Source organism: Abyssisolibacter sp. ZYX002 (assembly GCF_056892235.1).
The window spans coordinates 373666-393245 of the sequence record NZ_JARMXH010000001.1 but is presented as its reverse complement, the minus strand read 5'-3'; the positions used below and the strand labels follow the sequence as shown (position 1 = coordinate 393245).

The following is a 19580-nucleotide window of genomic DNA, read 5'->3' as shown; positions in this document are numbered from 1 at the left end:
TATTCTATACCTCCTTAAAATATTCATCATAATTAATATAGAGCTTTTCCATAATTTTATCATAGTACAACCCTTTTGCATCAGCCATTAATGGAATTTTACTTTTTTCAAGAATTATGCCATATTCATTATCAATAAAATCAATTAATTCAAAAATATCAATACTGTTTTCTTTATATACAATACTTGATATTAAATCAGAAATTGTAACTTTATCACAATATTTTTTAAATAGTACATTATCTCTAAATTTGCATGATTTAAAACTCTTACTATATATCAGTATTGAATTATAAAAGGAATCGTCAAATCCTAAATTATCAATTATATGTGTGAATCCTTTTCTCCTCAATGAATGCATAGTAAAATATTCATTTCCCATAAATTCATTTATTTTCTTAACCACATCATACAAATCATCTTTTGTAACATTTTTAGTTTTCAACTTTCTTATATTTATGAACTTATTCGGATAAAATTCTATTATTTCAAATTTCTGTTTTAAATCATTTAAACAATTATAAAATTCATATGTCATGGTTAAATTTTTGGGTAATTTCTCTTTGTCAACCACGTCATCTTTCAATAATATATATTTGCAATATTTTTCTAGAGAGTTATATGCTATTGGATATGCAATTCTTGATCCCATTCTAAATCCTATTTTTTTCATATTATATTCATTTAAATAATACTTATATTCCTTATGAAATATAATCTTAAAAACATGAATTAATTCATCATATGAATATATATTCTGAGTTAGTAATAATTTAATATTATTAACTTGTTCTTCATTCATACTCATATATTCAATTGAATATTCTCCTTTGAAACAATATTCCTCAATACATTTAAGATAATTTGCTAAAACAGTCTTTGCTTTAATTCCATATTTTTTTTCATAGTTAATTGCTAATTCTATATTTGAAATAGGCGCTTTCTCTAAAAGGAGATTGAATACTTGCATTTCTCTATCAGCTAGTCCAAATGTAATTGTTGGCATTTTCAATATTTCAAGATTGTAAATATTTTCTTTAGATACTATTTTTTTAATAAGATTATGAAGTTCGTACTCATCCCTAATATCCCATTCAATCATTACATTTTTATAATCATTAAATAATTTTAAGGTTGAAATTTCAATATTACTATTTTTTTCAAATTCCAATGCTTCAGCTAAATTCTCTTCACTAATTTCAGTTGTATCATAATATCTTAATTTTTTACCAAATTTCCATAAAACTATATCACTTGAAATAAGTCTACTTTCCAAATATCTTATACTAGAGTAACAATATTTTTCATCTGATAAATTATAATCTTCTAAAAACATATTATATAATTCATTTACATCATTTACATGTAGTTCATCCTCACAGTATGTCCTAATTATATAGTTTAAAATTTCATTCCTATCCTTTTTTAACATCATATTGTCAATAAATAAATACGATTTATAAATAATTTTTTTTGCTCTTTTCTTTTGATTTGAGTCAATTGTAATATCACTTAAGATATTCTCTATATTTTGTTTTCCTATATCATATCTCCATACCAAATAGTTATATTTAAAAATAGATTCATTAAATACATAACAAAACATTTCTGATGACCAATTATATTTTTTAAATACTCTAGCGTAATCGTCCTCAGCTACAACCGGAAATTCCTTTCTTCCTTTTTTCTCTATTTGCCTTATTCGTTCTCTTGATAGCCCTAAATTATTACCAATATACTCAAAAGTTTCTCTATTAATCCGTTGACTAATTACAAAACTTAATTTTTCGTTTTTTAAATTTTCTAAAACATTTTTAACACTTGGATAATATATTCTATATTTTTCATTAAATTCAACAATTTCGGAATCTTTAATTAAATTATTAAATATTTTTTTAAATATATTAGTATTTCGTAAATGATTAGGAAGTCCTTTTTCTATTAAAGAATAATCAGTTAAACCTTTTAGCTTTAATAATTTTAAGCAATAATCTTTAATTAAGTTAGTAAAATAATCATTGTTATAAATTCTAATAATATCTTCTTCATTTTCAAAATCAATATCTTTATTCTCAAATAAAACTTCAATGATACTATTCATTTCCCAAATATTAAAATGAACTTCACTGTTCCTATATTCATCATTTAATTTTTGAATTGACTTTCTCTTAGTTTTGCAATCTTTAATATCATTAGCTTCAAACTGAATAATAAGTTCTATATTTTTAAGTAACTCATCAAAACTTTTTTCTCCCATATTATTATAATTTTTTAATGTAGATACTTTACTATCCAATAATTCAGAAGCATAAATATATCCATTTTGATTAAGTATTTTTTTTGTTCTATAAGATAAATCCATATTATTTAATAGAATGTCCTCGCATAGATTATCATCTTCATCTTTAAAATAAATTCGCTTTGTATATTCCTTTTGGTTTTTTAATACTTGATACACTGTTAGATTTTCATCAATACGTTTAGCTTTGCCCAATACATTTTCTATACCTTTCGTATGTATTATATCAATTATCTTCTTGATTTCATGATATGATTTATCTCCAATATTTTTTATATTTCTTATTTCAGAGTCATTCAGTTTTATTAAATGATTAATAAGATTAATATTGTTCTTTTTCAAACAATTATATGATCTATTTGATATATCTAAAAGTTCTATTTTGTATTCTTTGTTCAAAATCTGTTTCATATCAATCACCTTTTTATCATTATTAAATACCACCTTAGAATTCTCTTATAAAATTATCTATTTGCTTTGCTATATATTTGCGATGTAACCAAAAACATTGTTTCGTCATGTACTTTCCATTTGGTAATTCATCAGAATATTCACTCTCAACAGTATACCCTGCCTTACCAGCATGAGGCCTCATATGAACAACTTTACTTTCTGAAGCTTTAGGTAAAGTATTTTTCATCATAGTTATTTCCCCTTTTTTTACCATTTTTAATCCAGCACCATTTTCGACAGATATACGAGCCCTTTCCCAAACTCTTTTAACTTCTTTCGTATCCTTATCTGGCATCTGCCAAAAAATAATATTATTTAAAAATAAGTGTTTCTCTGTATGCATAGAATTCTTTTTATCTCTGTTATAATCTTCATCTTTATTAAATATAACAAACATATATTTAGTATCTATCATATATTCTTTAACCTTGGATTCTTCCCATTCTTCTAAAACTAATTCTTTAAAATTTACTGTAGGAAATGACATATGCTGTTCAATTTTATTCCCATCAGCTTCTATTCTTATAGTTTTTATCTTAATATCGGCTTTCTTAAATTCAGAACTTTCTTCAACATCTGTCACTCCTAATATTTTAGAAATCAAGATATAGTTTAAAGATTTAGCACTGGTACTTACGCCTAACAATTTTTTTAATTCTGCTTGACTTTTTCCTAGATAAGGTCTTATCTTATCTTTTATATATTCTTCTATTCCCTTTTTAGCACAGACAATATCTTTAACGATATTCTCATCATCTTCTTCACCAAATAAATATGTATTTAAAATATATGTCATATATGACGGCTTCAAAGAATATGCTCTAGCTCTAGCTTTAACACTTCCTCTTTGTTCTTTCATTGATGATTCTGTAGTGCTTCCTTTTGTACAGGCTGCTAAATACATTGTATCTTTTTCTGATAATTCGTGTGCTTTGCCATATTTTATTTTATTGGCTATTATTCTCCAATCATTAATTATTGTAGATAAATCTCTAACTGGAATTGAAAACAAGGCTACTTTATCTATTGTAAAATTTTTCTTCAATTCATATTTCTCATTATCAGATAATAAATTCTGTTTATTCTTCTTTCTTATGGCATTTATTTCTGGTATCTTATCATTATAAGCCATGATTAAAGTAGTCTTGTTTTTTTTCCAATAACTACTTTTATAGAAATCCTCTACATTTTCCTCTTTATAATTAATCATATTACAAACTAAACGCTCTTTGGCTCTCAACCCTCTAGAATTGTAATAATATGGCGTTACTTTTAATTCTACTTCTGCTTCTTTGAAGTCTGGTTCAGGACAGTTATTATTCTCAATGTCAAACCAATCTTGTTCAATCATTTTTCCTGCACCACCTTTAACTTCTTTTAATTTATTTGATTTATTTATAACCCCAAAAGGTATACCTATAGCCTTTTTTGCTCTATTAAGTACTTCTTCCTTCGTCTTATATTTACTTTCAGCCACGTAGCTTATCCCCCTCACGATGTAATAATACAATTAAACTATCAGTTATCACTTATATAATCATAATTATTTTATAATTCTACATTATTACTGTTATTCTCTACAAAAATTAGCTTTGAGCCAATTATAAACCTCTCCTTTAGTTTTTAGTCCTGAATCTTTTAAAATTTTAACTATATCAATTGCAGCTATTATTATTATTGGATGACCATCTTCGATTATTTCTTGATAAGTTTGTTTATCTACATAAGAAGTTGTAACAAGTATCCCAAATTGTCTATATCTTAGTCTTGATATTAACCTTGAAGTATGTTTTACCCCTACACCTGCTTTAATAGAAAATCTTTTTGCCTCTAAGGCAAAATCAACCGTAATAGAACTAGCTTCAACACCTATTCTATACTTTCCTATTGCATCTCTCCCTCCATCCCTAGTTTTTTGAGTAATTTCATAATCAATAATATTTGAATCCATTAATTGAGCCAACCTCGCTGCACAATATTCGAAAGCATGCCCTGTTTTAAAATAATTATATATAGTTTCTATAATTTCTAAATCACTCTTTGTATTAGGTAATTGTTCATCTTTTATTCTATATTCTTTACTTTTCTTAGCTCTTAATGGTTTATATATTCCTTTTTGAACCCAATCTCTCCATATCTTTGGAGCACTATTACTTTCCAATCCTTTATCCTCTAACAAATCTTGTATCCATCCTCTAGTTATTACAGGTATATCTAAAATAGTAAAAATAGCTCTATAATTTTGAAATCTACTATTGTTTTTTATATTCCATAACGCTACTAAATCTTCATTAGCACTCAATCCTTCATAACCAGGAACAGCAATTCCTCTAAACTTCATGTTGCGCCCTTTTTCCTTTGAAAAAACAAAGAATGGAGGTATTTTATTCCGTTCTCCTTTATGTAATAGATTAAAGCTATCCCTTAAAATAAAATTCCCCCTTTTTCTATTTCTTTCATCATGCAATTTCTTTCCTGGTTGTTTATTATCACCATAGTAAACAAATTTTCCAGTCTCACAATCTATATAATCTACCCAATCAATATCTTGGCCCGTTGTAAACAAAACAACATACTTTAAATTATAACTCTTTTTATTACCTCTAACTCTAAATCCACCTGAATTCTCTACATACATTAATTTACTTAACACTTCATCTGATAAATTTCCTTTAGTTCCACCTAAATATATTTCATCAATTATTAAATCAGCATTTTGCAAATCACTAAAAGCAACGGCCATAACTTTTCCTCCTAAATAACATATTTCTATTCACCTAAAAAAATATCGAATTATAAAACTTAACACTATCTTATAACGACTCTACTAATTAAATTAATCATATTTATTTACATATAGAATGCACTAAATACTTTCTATATGTAAATAAATATTGTAAAATAGGGCCCTTTGTTTAGCTTAATATGAAATATTACCCAAATCTATTATAATCTTTTTTGATATAAAAAACAATTACTCCAAATACACTTCTTCTATCATCTGTCATTATTTCTCTATCAACTACCTACTATGATTAATTCTTTATTTTGAAAGCCTATCTAGTTCAGACTTAATCATTTTAAGTAACCATATAATCAAATATATTGCTACAACTTGAATTAATAATCGTTTCATCAGCATTTAAAATGATTCCATAATACTCCATATTATTCAGCAATTCCAAACACTTATTGTAAAATTGCATTTCATATGGTTTATCAGCATAACATAATACTCTAATTGTACAATTTTCAAATCCTATCTTTATTTTCACATCCAACACCCCCATATCATAAACAACGAAATCAAACACTTCTTCATTATCAGAATCCATTCCATCATAAGCAACTCCATCATAAACATACCCTGCCCCCTTTCGCTCCATCCCATAATGCTCTGCTATCAACTTCATATGTCCACTGTTGTTAGCTTCTACATAGCATACTTTTGCTCCTATTGAGTTTAGATAACACGCAAACTGCATTGCTACTGTAGTTGTACCAACTCTATGCTGTGAACCTACTACCCCTATCGTTATCTGTTTGCCTTTAAAATCAAATGGTATTTCTTTTGATTCTTCATTTAATAATCCAACTTTATTTTTAATGTATCTCTCTGTCATACCTTCAGATAAACACATCTGTATCTCTTCTCTTAACTCTTTCACATCACTTTCTGTAATGATATTGAATATACCTAACTCAATTAACTTATATATGAACGTTTCATCTTCTTCTGCTATATAAAATACTAACCTCATCTGGTTATATTGCTTAAATGTCTTGATTACATCAATAATCTCTTTACTGGTTTCTAATAAGCAAGTTCTATCAATAACCATAGTCTCTATATGTCCTAATCTTTGAATTGATTTACCTAGAAATTCTTTTAAACTAAACTCCCCTACATATTTCTTTATCAATAATTCTTCTTTCTCATTTAAGAAGTCAAGTATATTCATATATAATTTACTTGTTAAGTAAAGTATCATCTACACTCACTCCTTCTTTGTAATCTATTTCAAATTGTTTAGGTATCTCAAATTCAATTTCTTTTGGATTTAAAAAAAGCAGTGCTATTAATCCAAAGACTATTAACACTATGTATATTATTATCTCTATCATATTAGATTTTTTCATATCAACTCTTCTCCTTATCTATATCTTTTTTATCTACCACCCTTATCCCCCATATATTCAAACTTGTATGATGGTATTTCAAAGTCTACATGTAGTCTTTTTGAACCAACCATAAGTAGTCCATCTCCTCTTTTCTTTTGAGCCAGTAACGCTTCCTCTGCATCTGTTAGGTTATATAGTTCTTTTAACTCTGTCAGGTTCTTTCCATCTGTTCCTAGTAATACTTTAAAACATGGTATATCAAGTAATGCTTGTCCATACATCTTTATTGGTGGTGCTAGGAAATCTACTACTGAATGTGATACTATTGCTAGTCCTGCTTCATACTTTCTAGCCCGTTTTGCTACATCTCTAAGGAATACTAATGACTGTGGTACTTTAGGGTCAATCATTAGGTAAGCTTCATCTGCTATTAATAATACTGGTTCTGTTCTATCCTTACTCATCTCATTCCAACACCATGTTAGCAAGTTAAAATACTGAGTTTTCTTTACGTTAGCACTTGCATTTTGTAGTGAACTAGTATCTAGGCATACACATCTTGACTCAGCTTTTATACTGCTGTGTCCTCCAAATAGAAATGAATCTCCCCCTACTGCTATATCTTTTAATAATGTTGCTAGTCCTTTGTATTCAGGTTCTTTCTTTGATTTATTTGTTATGAGTTCATATAAGTCTTTCATTATGGGAAAATCTTCGTTCTTTAATGGTTTTATATCTGTATCCCAATAGATATTAAATTGATTATATAATTCTATTAAAGATGATTTTAGAAGTGCTTTTTGTATCTCTGTTAGGTTCATGTATAGATTGAAGAATACTTCTACATTCTTAAGATGTAATGCCATTGCTCCAAGTCCTTCTATCTCATCTTGCTCATCTATTGCCGGTATATCTCTTATCTGTAATGGGTTTATTCTACCGTTACTTCCTCCACCTGCATTTATTAAATCTCCACCTAATGCTAAACACAGGTCACGATACTCTGAGTCTGGATCTATAAATAGTATTTTTGTACCTTTCATATACTCTGATATGGCAAGGTGTTTTACTACTGTAGACTTTCCTACTCCTGCTACTCCAAGTATTGTAAAATTGCTATTTGTTCTATCTCCTCCACGTTTCCATGTATCAAGTACTACTAACCCTACACTTGAATCTTTTGCAAAGTAATATCCTTTTCCATCGCTATATCCAGACGTAGAAAAAGGGTAACCACCAATGAATGTACTCATTAGCATCACCCTTTGTAATATATTATTTATGCTTTTATTTCTTCTATAGTATGGTGATAAATTCTTAAATGCTTGCTCTTGAAGATTTGCTAATACTCTTCCTTTGCATTTAGTAGAAGCTATAGTACTTACTGTTTTTCTACAAACCTTTTCAAAATCTTTGTCATCTTTTGATATTGGCATTATACTAAGACTCATTGCACCTACTGATTGGTTTTCTCCATCTATGCTCTCTATCATCTTATCTCCATCTGTCGCTGCTCTCTCTGCTCGTTTTTGCAGAACTGGATCTTTGTGATGTACTGCATCACTTCTATTTCGTATAATACTACTTGATACACTATCTATGAAATCACTACTATCTACTGGATTAAATGTTATACTTGCTATTGTTTTTGGTATATTGGTTAGTTTTGATAGCCAACCATACTCAACTTTTTGAGGATACTTTACTACTCCATATATATTTGCTTTGTTTTCACCCATTATTAAACTATTTCTCTTTATCTCTATTCCAATCGGTGTTAGTATACTCAGTAATGTTTTATTTGCTTTATCATTCTGCTTTGGTTTGTTTTTCACCTTATTCCTCCCCGTTTTCGTATACAGAATTATTAACTAAACTACATAAACCTAATATCTCAGCTTCTTTGAGCAGTGTACAGTTTATACCACAGCTATCAAATCGTTTCATAAATTCTTTCGTTCTTTTTAATAAATGACTCTCTGCTCCTTCATTGCATTTCTGCCATAATACTATATAAAACTGTCTTTCAACTACATCTCCCGATAGTGCATAATCGTTCATCTCAAATATTTCTTTTCTTAGTAATGTCTTTTGTATTTGATCTGTACTGTTATGTAATAACTCTGTATATTCTTCTAATAATCTTGATATATCTACTGGACGGGATATTGCTAAGAATTTAAAAGGTTCATCTATGCCCGATAGCTCTGCTGTTAACCTATTACATAAATTTTCTTTTTCTCTTTCTGATAATAACTCTATTGATATAGGCTGTATTTTGAAATAACTCATTATATAACCATCTTTTGTATATAGGAAGTTATCTTTTATATCTATGATGTTTACAAAATCTTGTGCTGTATTTTCTTCGTTCTTAGTTTTAACACTCATTTTGGTATATATAAAATACCCTATGCTAAAAACTAGGCATAGGGCAATCATAACTATTGGCATTATCATAGTAATTCTTCCATATCGTAATCATCTTCTATATCTACAACTATGTATCTTTCTATCTCTTCAAATCTGTCCATATATTTGTCAATCTGCTCATCTGTTAGTGATATGCTCTCTTCTCCTCCATTATCACCTACGATAACAAAATCACCTGCTATTATATCTCCATTTTCTAGCATTCTATTTCCATCTAGTCCTATCAATTTGCCTTCTTCATTGCAAAACATTACTGTACTTTTATCTAAAAAAACCATTTCTATATTACCATCAACTAATCTTCTATACTCCTGATAAGTGTTTTCAAATTCTATTACTTCTGGTTTTTCTCCTGCTCTTACATGTATACCTCTTATTTTCATTTATAATCATCTCCTATTTTATTAATATTGCAGGTCTTCTAAAATATCTAAAACCTACTTCACTTGCTGTATTAACGGTTACATTGTTTGCTTTTGAATTACAGTGAGCTACTAAGATATCTCCCTCTTTATCAAAGCCTACAACTATACCTACATGATTCACTTTTCTTGTGTTTGGGATTGCTAGGAATACTAAATCACCTTCTTTTACTTGAGACTTTTCTATTGCTGTTGATAGATTCCATTGAGCTGTTGTACCATGTCCTATTGTCTTATCTATAGTTGTCTTCTCTAAGCCAAGATTTACGAATACCCATGTAACATATCCACTACAATCTAGTCCGAATGGTCTTTTAGTTCCTGTCGTATTACTCCCTTTTGCTGTTACTTTTTTTGGTTTACCCCATTTTTTATCCCAACCAGTAGCAGTGCTTTTACCTCCCCAAAAATAATTGACTTTACCAACTATTCTTAGAGCATTGTCTACTATATTTTTTCTATCTATAGATAAGTCTTGAGGTAGATTTGATTTTATCTTCTCAATATCTACTGTTGATAGATACATGCTTACATTTGGTGAAATTATTAAATCACTACTTAGCATTACTTCTTTTAATATCTCTTTTTGTTCTTCAGAGAATTTATATTTAATAGCCATCTCATCTGCTGTAAGGCTATTGATTGTAATTGTTTTATGATATGTAGTAATCACTTCAATCTCACTAGTATCGTTATCTGTGATTACTTCTGTTCTTTCTTCAATATCTACATTTACTCTATTCATCTCCCAGAAAATATTCTGTAGTTTTTGCTTGCCTTTTTCATCAAGATAAGCAACTTGTTCACCTTCTTTTGTTGTATTTATGACACTAAAAAAAGATAACACATCGACTGAATTATCAATCAATGTATTATCTTCACTACCTATTACTATTGTTGTTATTGAGTCCATTTCATCATCATTTTGCTCTATTTCTATTCTCTGTCTGAACTCACTTTGTAGTTCCTCTATAATTATTTGTACTGACACATCTTCTCCACCTCCGTCACTAAATAATGCAAAGATTATTGCAAAGGGTGATGAAAGTATTAGTAAAATTAAAATGAGCGGTGTTAATACTGCTATGAGTATTATCCACCGCCCATTTTTATCTGTACCTAGTTTTCCTATTGTTGTTGCTACTTTTGCTATTGTTGCTGGGTCTACTGCCATTTATGCACCTCCAGTTACTATCATTCCTACATTGCTAATATACGCTTATATTGCTTAACTATTTCTTCAATACTCTTTAATCTTCCTTTTCTTTGAGTAGCATAATAAGCTGTATGTAACTCTGTACTATTAATAGCCTTTTTCAAATATTCATTTCCAAAGTCTTTTTGTATTCTATTAAAGTAATACTTCGTCGAATATTCATTAATGGTACGTTTATAAACATCTCCACTAAACATTGCTAAAAGTACTGTTACATAATCGTTAGCTGAACCAGTTTTCATACCACATTCTGCATTAATTTCGAACTTGGCATCAGAACGTGAAATCTTACCACTTAATACTTGTTTTCCAATCTCATAAGCACACTTTGTCATATCTTCAGTAATTTTACCCATCAAATCACTCCTTTTGATAATTATACCACAGCCCAGTGCAGCCGTTACAAATTCTTATATTAGCTGCACTAACTTATTGTATATCAGGACCAATATGCCAGTCTGAAAAAACATTACCCTCTATATTTACTTTGTCATTTAAGTTGATTCTCAACATACCGTCGGGTGTCCAACAATCTATTATTTTTGAGTATACTTCATATTTTCCATCTGGATATGCAAGTGGAGTAAAATGCGTTCTGCTGTTAAATGTTGAATAGATGTTTTCTTTAAATTCAAATGCTGTAGAACCTACCTTCTCAAGTAATCGCCAATAAGTTTTATAGTTGAACTCTGGAAAGAATGTTACTACATTTTGAGCTGTTGTATAATGGCTTAATGGAGCATTTGTTGTTATACCTGCATTTACTTTGATATCTACTCCATATCCACTTGCTATTGTATACTGACCATAAGATTCTTTTGCTGTGGGATTATGAATATCAGGCTTTAGTTTCATATCTGCATTTATACTTGCTGAATACCTAGTATATGTATAGTCCCATTCTCCAAAATCCTCCCACCAGCCTTCATCTATCCATTTATATTTATGAACTCTTGTTGTACTACCATCTTCATTTGTTTTAGTATAACACCCGCTATGATATCTTTTCCAATCTTCATGCCATCTATAATCTGAATCCCATACTGCACTGTATACTCCCCACTGTGCTGTTTTCTTGTTTGCTTCGTTTGGTAGATTTGGAATTTTAAAGTTATTCATAGTATCTGTTGGTCTTGGATCAGGTGGTACATTTTCTGATAAATCTTCTATCTTTACTTTAAAACTTGTACTTCTTCCTCCATCTTTTAATCTAGCTGAGGAATTACCTGATATACTAACATTCACTGTTACTTCGCATGGTTTACTAGGAGTTCTCCATTTTAGCCAAGCATATTGACTATCTCCACTAGGTAAAACTATTGGTATTGTAGTAGACTGTCCATTTGCAGATATGGTTACATATGCTTTACCATCTGAAGGATTAGTATAGTCACTCTTTCTTGTGTCTGTTTCTTCATTACGTGTATCAGGTGTGATATCTCCATTACTCGCTTCTACCATAACAGAAGTAATAACATCAGTATTAACTCTATAGGTATAATCATAAGTTGTATCATTTTCTACTACATCAGTACCATTAGCTTCAAGCATTCTCATTCCAATTCCACCACCACGAATTATCCTATCATCACTCCAATGAACACCGTCTTTTAATGGCTTCGTTACTGGAACACCGACCCAACTCTCTTCAAGTACTATAGAATTTGGTAAATCACTATGAGTCATACCTGCTACATATTGACCTGTTTTCCCCCAAAACCAGTTGAAGTATCCAAGCTTTTGAGATAGTGCATATTCTGTTGCTGTAAATGCTATTGGTTGTCTGTAGCCTTTACTATTCGGTTTGGTGTAGGTTATTATCACTGGCTCGTAAATAATTAACCATGCTACTTTATTTTGATATTTTCCATCTTTCTTAGTTGGTAATATATCTTCTGGTGGGTAATAATCTGTGACTTCGTTTATGGTGAATTTAATGTTTGATACTAGGCCTTCTTTTGTTGTTCTCTTCTGTTCTGCTAGAGCGTTTAATAGCATGTTTAGAGTATTTACATCTCCAAAATATGATTTTATATTATCAATATTCCCACCATTGGTAATAGGTATTGGCGGTGGATTATCTACAATATAATCTGTTATCTTTGTTGAGGTCAGTTTCGCCCCATTCTTATATTGTAGTTTATTGTATACTGTTCCATATGTATTATTTGGTAAAGTAAAATTACTTGGTTTGATATATATAGATTTATCCCCTACGATCTTAAAATAATCCATATTACTATTCATGTCTACATTGTCTTGTAACCCTACATAGATAGATACTTTGTACATAAATTCTGTTCCTCTGTAAAATCCTTTATTTTTGAGAGCATTATTAGTGTTTCCATTACCACTATTAGCATTATCTATAGCAAAGATATTACTTGATAAAAATAGACATGAAATTAATATAATTATAAGTATCTTTTTCAAATTTTTCATCTCCTTGGCATAGAAAAAAGCCAACTCTTATGAATTAGCTTTATAATCTTTAATATTATGATTAATTAAAATTTGTCTCCTTCACCTGCTTTTTTACCATCTTCATAATAATCAGAACCTTTCATTTCACCTTTGTCACCATTGCTTGGGACTTCTGACGGTGGCTTTAAAAATGGATTCTCACTATCAGGAACTAAATTATTCTCCTTATCATCTTCATTTGCATTTTTAGGAACCTCCGGTGTTACTTCAACTGGGTTTTTAACTGTATTCACTGGTTTATTTTTTACTTTAGTTGTTTCTTCATATTTTGGTGGATTAGGATTTTCTTCTATATCTCCTTCTTTAACTATATCTTCTTCAACTTTTATAGGTATAGTTTCTATATCTTCCTTATCATTTTCTTTTGGTTCTTCTTTAGGTGGCTCTGGTTTTGATGGAACTATTGGCTTTTCTACTTCTATTGTTGTCTTTTCAACTTTATCTTCTTTATCCTTTTGATCTTTAGATTCTGTACCTTTTATCTTAGGTACATCTATTTCTTTCTGCTCAATATCCTCAACCTTAACCTCTGGTTCTTTCTCTTTTTCTGCATTTAATGTATCTGCTTGTTTTGGTGATTGTGATATTATATATATTCCATAGGATAGTGCTATTGCTATTACAAGTAATACAGTTATTAGACTTATATGTTTTACCTTGTTATTCTTCATCATATCCCTCCATTGACTTTTTTATCCGAGACGCTAATATCTCTATTTTCTCTAATTCTTCTTTTATAGTATCTCTACCTTTATCTGTTATTCCGTAGTATGTTATTTTTCTATTCACATTTGTTTCTTCTGTTATTTCTATCAGTTCTAGTTCTAGCATTTTCTTTAGTTTAGCATATGGAGAAGCATTCAAAAGTTTAATCTCTCCTTCTGATATCCTTGCTACTTCTTTAGATATGTCATAACCTTTTAGTGGTTTCTTAAGCAATGTTAATAAGATATATGTGGTTAAATCAGTATTTCTCTTTGACATTAAATTCACTCCTTAATACTATAGTTTATATAACTATAGTTTATATAAATATATTATCATTAACTGGTTAAACTTGTCAAGTGATTAGAATTTAGGAGTAAACTTCGCTTTTACTTTCAATGGTATTATCATATCAGGTAGATGTCCCCATCCAAAACCTAATGGAATTTTAAGTGTTATATATATATCGGCACTAAATTTATCATCTTTATTTCCTCTAAGTGGTGTATTAATCACATCAATGTCAAGATTATATACCGAATACTCTATTACACTATCTGTATATTTTATGTATTCTCCACTTCCTCTTTGTAATCCTAGTAGATTAGATAAATCATTATATACTTCTCCTTTATCTATATCTGTTTGCCAATTAGAACCCTTAAGAGTATATCCCCCTGCATAACCTTGCCTAAGACCATTATAGTTATTATCCCAGTTGTTTGTAACTACTGATATTACAGATGATTGCACACCATCCCTCACCCCCTTTGCAATGATTTGAAGTCTTATATACTCTGCTATTACTGTAAATATTAGCATTAATATTAATACAGTAACACATGCCATAATGACTGCATTTCCTTCTTTATTTTTCATCAATCCTTCCAATAAACTTCACTTCTTCCTGTTGCTTTTGAGGTGAGTGTTATAGGAAATGAGCCAAAAGAAAAGAAACCGATATCGGTTTCTAATGTAAGCACTAAGCTAAATTCATTATTTAATTGTATCTTGCCAGTTGTTGACCATGTTGCAGTTGGATTAAGTCCTGTTTCCTGTTCCATTTGATTAATTTTATTTCTTGTTTTAGTTCCTATTCTTCCTTCTATTTCAACGTATCTTACTACTTCGTCTGCAAATGTGTCTAGTTTCGCTTTTTTTATAAATACTGGTAGTACTGTTGTTGCTAGTGCTATTATTAAGATTACTACAAAAACTACTATTACTGAGTCTATGTAGCCTTCGCCTTTTTTATTTTTTAATATGTTCATTCTATCCCCTTCTTTCTTTACATAAAAAAACTCTGTTTACAATAGTATCTATTGTAAACAAAGCTCTTAGTATAAAATGTATTTCGCATCAGCTTAGATTATATATTCTATTTGCACTCATATATCAACGTTCGTCATAAAGCAAAACTATTATTATCATATTCATAACAATATTCTATCATTTGCTCAGTAGCCTCGTATGGATTTCCATTGCTTGTATATCTACCTTGCTCAGATATGAGATATAAATTTTCTCTAGCCCTTGAGCAAACTACATATAGCAACTTATTTGTTTCGTTAATACAATAGTCTTCATCACCATTGTATACTAAATTCCAATGCGGTATATAACCTTTTAATATTCCATAGGCAATAACGGTATCATACTCTTCGCCTTTGACTCCGTGAAAAGTATTAATAACAATTCCTTTTTTTTCTTGAAAGCATTTTTCAAAATCTTTTACATCAGTGTCTAATTTAAATCTACTTACTCTATCATATATTCTGTCCATAAAATCTATGTATGTCTTATTTAGTATGTCTTCGTTTTCTAATTTAATATCTAAGGCATCGAAGATATCACTGATTATATATTCAAAATACTTTATACCATTTTCTTTATCTTTTCTCTTATTTTTACTTGAGTTAATAAAAGTTAATACATCATAATTATCAATATTATATTTTAGATTAATTCTATAATCATCTCTAAGAGTAACTAACAAATCACTTGCAACTTTCTTTCTTACCCAAGTATTTTGACCAGCCTTTGTAAAAGTTAATTTAGCTATTAAATAAAATACATTTAAAGGATCATATTTTATGGGTGTTATATCGGGAGCATCAAAATTCACATCAGGTAACAATTCTTTTAACTCTCTACTTAATGGATACAACAATTCCCATCGTGGAGCTACTATACATATTTCTGATTCTGAAATACCATTTTTTAAATTATAGTCTATTACATTAGCAATATAAGAGATAAGACTATCACGATTAATATTTTCATCATAAGTTATATATCCCTTATTATCTTTTATATCTGCTAAAGAAATTATATTATTTTGATTTGCTTGAAATTGTCTATAGTAATCAATTAATCTCTGTGTAGACCTATAGCATCCATCTAACTTTTTCTCATAAAATTTAACTCCAAATTCTATTTCCATTGTATCTTTATCTTTAGCTACTCCACCAATTCCCCCATAAATAGCTTGATCTATATCTCCAACAAACATTACAATAATATCATTATTCTTTTTTATAATATTTTCTATAATCTTATATTGTAACTCATTTGTATCCTGATATTCATCTACATTAATGGTACTTATAATTGACGATAAATTATCGCAAATAAACGTTTTCCCAATTAAAGTCTCACCGACATCTAAAATCATATCAAAATCAAGTTCTTTGTTCTCTTCTAATTTTGCTGTATATTCTTCCATAATATCCTGAGGTAAATCTTTTTTGTCTACGTATTGTAGCTCTTGTAATCTGCCCTTGCTTTTAAGAATCTCAGTCCTATATTTTTTTTCTATGTATTCATCAATTATTTTAAATCCTCTACTTGTTCGTTTATCATACATAGAATATGGCCTTATTATAAACTCAAGACAGAATTGATGGATAGTACCTGCCCATATATTTACATCACTAATATCTAATAATTCAAGTCTTTTTTTTATTTCATCTGCAGCTCTATTAGTATATGTAATAGCTATATTTAATTTTTGTGATGGCTTATTCATCAATCCCCAATAAGCTAATCTATATGTTAATGTTCTTGTTTTCCCACTTCCTGGGCAAGCTTTCAATAAAATATTCTCACTTGCTATACATACATCTTGTTGCTGTTTATTTAAATTATTTAGAAATGACAACTGTTCTTTATTCATTACCTTCACCAAACCAATTTTTGCATCTATCAGTAATCATAATAAATTTCTTCACCATATTTTCTTCAATTTCAGTAAGGAACATCCTAATAGCTAAGATGTCTTTTTCTAGTTCGGATAATTTTATTAGCTTAATAATGTCTGCCTTTTTTTTACAATCTTTATATGTGCTTAGAGAATAGCTAATCATTCTTATAATCATATCTATATTTATAACATCAATGCTAGCAAAGGCTATAGCTTCTAATATATACTCTGGTATTTGAACTTTATCATTCAATATACTTGATAGAAGTGTAGCATACCATCCCTTACCTACATTATTTGCTATTGTAAGTACTGAATTCGCTCTTTCACATTTGTCATTTCCTAAAGCCTCTTTATGTCGTTTTATCGTAGCATTATCTTTGTAGTTTAACTCTATTATCTCTTCAATATATAATCTGTTATCTTTAAGGTTTGAAAATTCGGTTTCCAGTGTACTCTCAGCAAAAAAAGGTTGTACCCATGCATTTTCTTTGTATAATTTATCCAATTTATTTTGTCTTGATTTTCCTTTTACTTCTGCTGTTTCTTTATAATGACTACTTTCATTATTGACTAATTGCTTGTCCAAGTCGGTAATTATAGCACAATATCTATTTATTCTTTTATCGTCAAATAAACTTGCAATGTATTCAAATGATGTGCTACCAACATTTATAATCCCTATACCTAATTCATCTAAAGTTACACCTAAAGCTTTCTCAATCATATTAGGTATCAATATTTCTTCTCCATCTCCCTCAACTAAAACTACGCCTTTAGAAAACAACAATACATTTCTTTTTGCATCTAAATATCTCTCTATACACTTCGATAGTTTAAGATTTTTTAAATCCAGATTTGCTTGTCCAAATTTATCTAAACCTATAGTAGGATTCATAGCTATAGAGATATCACCTTCTGCCTTCATTATATTAACTTTATTAATTGCAGCAGCTTCTGATAAATGAGTTGAGTGTGTAGTCATTATTACTTGCGTATAATCTTTTGATAAATTAAGCTTATCAAATAAGGTTTTTTGTATGTGTGTATGTATATGTGCCTCTGGCTCTTCTATTATCATAATATTTATTAATTCTCTAGTTCTATTAACCTCATACTCAATTATTTTTAGAGCCATATAAATAATGTTCAAATGCCCCAAACCTAACAACTCAATATCATTTTGCCTTGAGGGTTTCATCGTTAAATACTTGGACAATTTCTTTAAATCATCCGATAACTGAGACTCTAATATTATTTCAGGTGAATATACCATACCTATCATATCTAATAGTTTTCTATTGATTTTATCTCCTACCTTTGATATCTCGTTTACCCCAGATATTGATTCATTTAACTTAATTATGTGAGCTTTAATATCCTCCATTTCTGATTGGTCAATCAAATTTTCTATTGATTCAACAATTCTTCTAATAGGATTCTTTGGCTTTCGCATCTCATATGCTACATCCCTTAAGGCATCTATAAATACCAACGAAATGTGATTTTGAACATCACCAATATTTAACTTGCTACCCAATATTGCTTCATCATCATCATCTGGATTTGTGCAATTACCATCACCTAAATTGCCAACTAAATTAATGTAGTTTGCCTCTTTAGTGAAATCAGTCTGAGATCGTGCTGTAAAGTGAAACTCATAATCTGATAATCTTATACTCTTTCTAATCTTATCAAACTCCTCTTTATCTTCAGCATTATACAGGCTCCTTCTGATACACTTTTGAGGTCTAATAAAAACTGTTATAGTACCCCTATCATCATCTTCCGATTTAATATAGGATTTTAAGAAATTTTCATTTTCTTGTTCTATAGCTAATTCTGAACATATTTCTGATGTTTTATCCTCTGTTGTCAATTCTGCAAACACTGCCGAAATAATTATCCAATGACCTTTCCAGTCATCTAGAGCATCTGAAAAATCACTTTCTTTCAGTCTTTTAGTGTTATAATAATAAGAGTCATCTAGTAATATACGTAAGGCAGTAACTGCATTAGATTTTCCTGAATCATTTTCGCCTATTATAGTATTAGCACCTTTGTGAAATTGAAATTTAGTAGCCTTCAAATTCTTATAATTAACTATTTGTAAATGGTTTAAATACATACTTTCTCCCCCTGAAAAAAATAAAATAAAATAAAATGATTTTTATAATAAAAGGTATAGATGCGACAATCTCTTCATATGATTCCATAATATACTAATTATACTACTATCAAAGT

General features: G+C 29.2%; 17 protein-coding genes. All 17 read right to left on the bottom strand.

Features of this window, described 5'->3' with window-relative positions; genetic code table 11:
- Window positions 1–4: 4 nt before the first annotated feature.
- Window positions 5–2710 (bottom strand): DNA-directed RNA polymerase subunit alpha C-terminal domain-containing protein, encoded by a 2706-nt coding sequence (locus P3X86_RS01860; protein WP_483290923.1) that lies wholly within the window; start codon window positions 2708–2710, stop codon window positions 5–7.
- Window positions 2711–2744: 34 nt separating this feature from the next.
- Window positions 2745–4229 (bottom strand): Sau3AI family type II restriction endonuclease, encoded by a 1485-nt coding sequence (locus P3X86_RS01855; RefSeq protein WP_483290922.1) that lies wholly within the window; start codon window positions 4227–4229, stop codon window positions 2745–2747.
- A 93-nt stretch (window positions 4230–4322) separates the two neighbouring features.
- On the bottom strand, window positions 4323–5495 hold the full coding sequence (locus P3X86_RS01850) for a restriction endonuclease (RefSeq protein ID WP_483290921.1): 1173 nt from the start codon (window positions 5493–5495) through the stop codon (window positions 4323–4325).
- A 337-nt stretch (window positions 5496–5832) separates the two neighbouring features.
- A complete protein-coding gene (locus tag P3X86_RS01845) occupies window positions 5833–6744 on the bottom strand; it encodes a hypothetical protein (RefSeq protein WP_483290920.1) in 912 nt (303 codons plus the stop codon).
- Entirely contained in the window at window positions 6722–6892 is a 171-nt protein-coding gene (locus P3X86_RS01840; RefSeq protein WP_483290919.1) for a hypothetical protein, read from the bottom strand. The genes P3X86_RS01845 and P3X86_RS01840 overlap by 23 nt, the downstream gene beginning before the upstream one ends.
- A 29-nt stretch (window positions 6893–6921) precedes the next feature.
- Window positions 6922–8709 (bottom strand): VirB4 family type IV secretion system protein, encoded by a 1788-nt coding sequence (locus P3X86_RS01835; protein WP_483290918.1) that lies wholly within the window; start codon window positions 8707–8709, stop codon window positions 6922–6924.
- Window position 8710: 1 nt separating this feature from the next.
- A complete protein-coding gene (locus P3X86_RS01830; protein WP_483290917.1) occupies window positions 8711–9334 on the bottom strand; it encodes a hypothetical protein in 624 nt (207 codons plus the stop codon).
- Complete coding sequence (locus tag P3X86_RS01825) at window positions 9331–9690, bottom strand: DUF3846 domain-containing protein (protein WP_483290916.1); 360 nt, start codon at window positions 9688–9690, stop codon at window positions 9331–9333. Before P3X86_RS01825 ends, P3X86_RS01830 begins: the two co-directional genes overlap by 4 nt.
- A gap of 13 nt (window positions 9691–9703) precedes the next feature.
- On the bottom strand, window positions 9704–10903 hold the full coding sequence (locus P3X86_RS01820; RefSeq protein WP_483290915.1) for a C40 family peptidase: 1200 nt from the start codon (window positions 10901–10903) through the stop codon (window positions 9704–9706).
- 26 nt (window positions 10904–10929) lie between these two features.
- Window positions 10930–11301, bottom strand: coding sequence for a hypothetical protein (locus P3X86_RS01815; protein WP_483290914.1), 372 nt, complete (start codon window positions 11299–11301; stop codon window positions 10930–10932).
- A gap of 73 nt (window positions 11302–11374) precedes the next feature.
- On the bottom strand, window positions 11375–13378 hold the full coding sequence (locus P3X86_RS01810; RefSeq protein ID WP_483290913.1) for a DUF8195 domain-containing protein: 2004 nt from the start codon (window positions 13376–13378) through the stop codon (window positions 11375–11377).
- A 74-nt stretch (window positions 13379–13452) separates the two neighbouring features.
- Window positions 13453–14100, bottom strand: a complete 648-nt coding sequence (locus P3X86_RS01805) for a hypothetical protein (protein ID WP_483290912.1) — start codon at window positions 14098–14100, stop codon at window positions 13453–13455.
- A complete protein-coding gene (locus tag P3X86_RS01800) occupies window positions 14090–14413 on the bottom strand; it encodes a helix-turn-helix transcriptional regulator (RefSeq protein WP_483290911.1) in 324 nt (107 codons plus the stop codon). Before P3X86_RS01800 ends, P3X86_RS01805 begins: the two co-directional genes overlap by 11 nt.
- 84 nt (window positions 14414–14497) lie before the next feature.
- A complete protein-coding gene (locus P3X86_RS01795) occupies window positions 14498–15013 on the bottom strand; it encodes a hypothetical protein (protein ID WP_483290910.1) in 516 nt (171 codons plus the stop codon).
- Entirely contained in the window at window positions 15013–15405 is a 393-nt protein-coding gene (locus P3X86_RS01790; RefSeq protein WP_483290909.1) for a DUF4320 family protein, read from the bottom strand. Before P3X86_RS01790 ends, P3X86_RS01795 begins: the two co-directional genes overlap by 1 nt.
- Before the next feature lie 134 nt (window positions 15406–15539).
- The gene (locus P3X86_RS01785; protein ID WP_483290908.1) at window positions 15540–17309 is read right to left on the bottom strand and encodes a UvrD-helicase domain-containing protein; all 1770 of its coding nucleotides are present in this window, start codon (window positions 17307–17309) and stop codon (window positions 15540–15542) included.
- The gene (locus P3X86_RS01780; RefSeq protein WP_483290907.1) at window positions 17302–19464 is read right to left on the bottom strand and encodes an ATP-dependent nuclease; all 2163 of its coding nucleotides are present in this window, start codon (window positions 19462–19464) and stop codon (window positions 17302–17304) included. The genes P3X86_RS01785 and P3X86_RS01780 overlap by 8 nt, the downstream gene beginning before the upstream one ends.
- Between the last annotated feature and the right edge of the window lie 116 nt (window positions 19465–19580).

Coding starts and splice junctions, on each gene's coding strand:
- P3X86_RS01840 (WP_483290919.1), bottom strand. CDS start 6,892: ATGAAAAAATCTAATATGATAGAGATAATAATATACATAGTGTTAATA.
- P3X86_RS01825 (WP_483290916.1), bottom strand. CDS start 9,690: ATGAAAATAAGAGGTATACATGTAAGAGCAGGAGAAAAACCAGAAGTA.
- P3X86_RS01785 (WP_483290908.1), bottom strand. CDS start 17,309: ATGAATAAAGAACAGTTGTCATTTCTAAATAATTTAAATAAACAGCAA.
- P3X86_RS01845 (WP_483290920.1), bottom strand. CDS start 6,744: ATGATACTTTACTTAACAAGTAAATTATATATGAATATACTTGACTTC.
- P3X86_RS01860 (WP_483290923.1), bottom strand. CDS start 2,710: ATGAAACAGATTTTGAACAAAGAATACAAAATAGAACTTTTAGATATA.
- P3X86_RS01795 (WP_483290910.1), bottom strand. CDS start 15,013: ATGAAAAATAAAGAAGGAAATGCAGTCATTATGGCATGTGTTACTGTA.
- P3X86_RS01805 (WP_483290912.1), bottom strand. CDS start 14,100: ATGAAGAATAACAAGGTAAAACATATAAGTCTAATAACTGTATTACTT.
- P3X86_RS01780 (WP_483290907.1), bottom strand. CDS start 19,464: ATGTATTTAAACCATTTACAAATAGTTAATTATAAGAATTTGAAGGCT.
- P3X86_RS01830 (WP_483290917.1), bottom strand. CDS start 9,334: ATGATAATGCCAATAGTTATGATTGCCCTATGCCTAGTTTTTAGCATA.
- P3X86_RS01815 (WP_483290914.1), bottom strand. CDS start 11,301: ATGGGTAAAATTACTGAAGATATGACAAAGTGTGCTTATGAGATTGGA.
- P3X86_RS01820 (WP_483290915.1), bottom strand. CDS start 10,903: ATGGCAGTAGACCCAGCAACAATAGCAAAAGTAGCAACAACAATAGGA.
- P3X86_RS01850 (WP_483290921.1), bottom strand. CDS start 5,495: ATGGCCGTTGCTTTTAGTGATTTGCAAAATGCTGATTTAATAATTGAT.
- P3X86_RS01790 (WP_483290909.1), bottom strand. CDS start 15,405: ATGAACATATTAAAAAATAAAAAAGGCGAAGGCTACATAGACTCAGTA.
- P3X86_RS01800 (WP_483290911.1), bottom strand. CDS start 14,413: ATGTCAAAGAGAAATACTGATTTAACCACATATATCTTATTAACATTG.